Here is a 660-nt window from a genome sequence, read left to right on the forward strand (position 1 = left end):
TTTTTCTTCATTCCTAAAGCCGCTTCGGGTCATTTCTGACAACACCGTTAAGATTTACACCCCCGAAATCATATCAGGAGACTGTCTCAGGTGTCACCCCAGTTGGAATATAGGTGAACAAGGCGGGGTTGTTACTCTCACGTATGATTTGACCGATCTACAGAAAACCATCGATTATCAGCGTTTCATGCTGATAATCGGCATTGTGATTTTTCTGGTTATTGTCAGTCTCTTTATTGTTTTTCTTGCTAACTCAATCACTAAACCTGTCAGCAGTATGACCGCCGCCATGGTAAATCTTGCCAGCGGTAATCTTGATGTTCACATACCGGCCCAAGAACAGACAGATGAAATCGGTAAGATGGCACGAGCGGTGAAAATTTTCCAACAAAATGCCATAGAAAAAAATCTATTGGAAGAAGAACAGAAAGCGGCAAAACTGCGGAGTAAAAGAGAACAAGAAGAGATGATAGAGAAAATGGCAGGCTCATTTGAGTCGAGCATCGGCATGGTTATTAACGCTATCACCACCGCGGCGTCTGAACTGCAAATATCCGCCAAAGAGATGAATGAAACAGCCGACAAAACCCACCAGCAAGCCGCATCTGCTGCGGCCGCCTCTGAGCAGACTTCGGCAAATGTGCTGAGCGTCGCTTCGGC

The 660-nt window shown here is 45.6% G+C and carries 1 protein-coding gene; it reads left to right on the forward strand.

What is annotated here, in order from left to right; genetic code table 11:
• On the forward strand, positions 1 to 660 hold a 660-nt coding region (locus HQK80_10705), incomplete at both ends, for a HAMP domain-containing protein (GenBank protein ID MBF0222677.1).

The organism is Desulfobulbaceae bacterium, assembly GCA_015231515.1.
GTDB lineage: Bacteria > Desulfobacterota > Desulfobulbia > Desulfobulbales > VMSU01 > JADGBM01.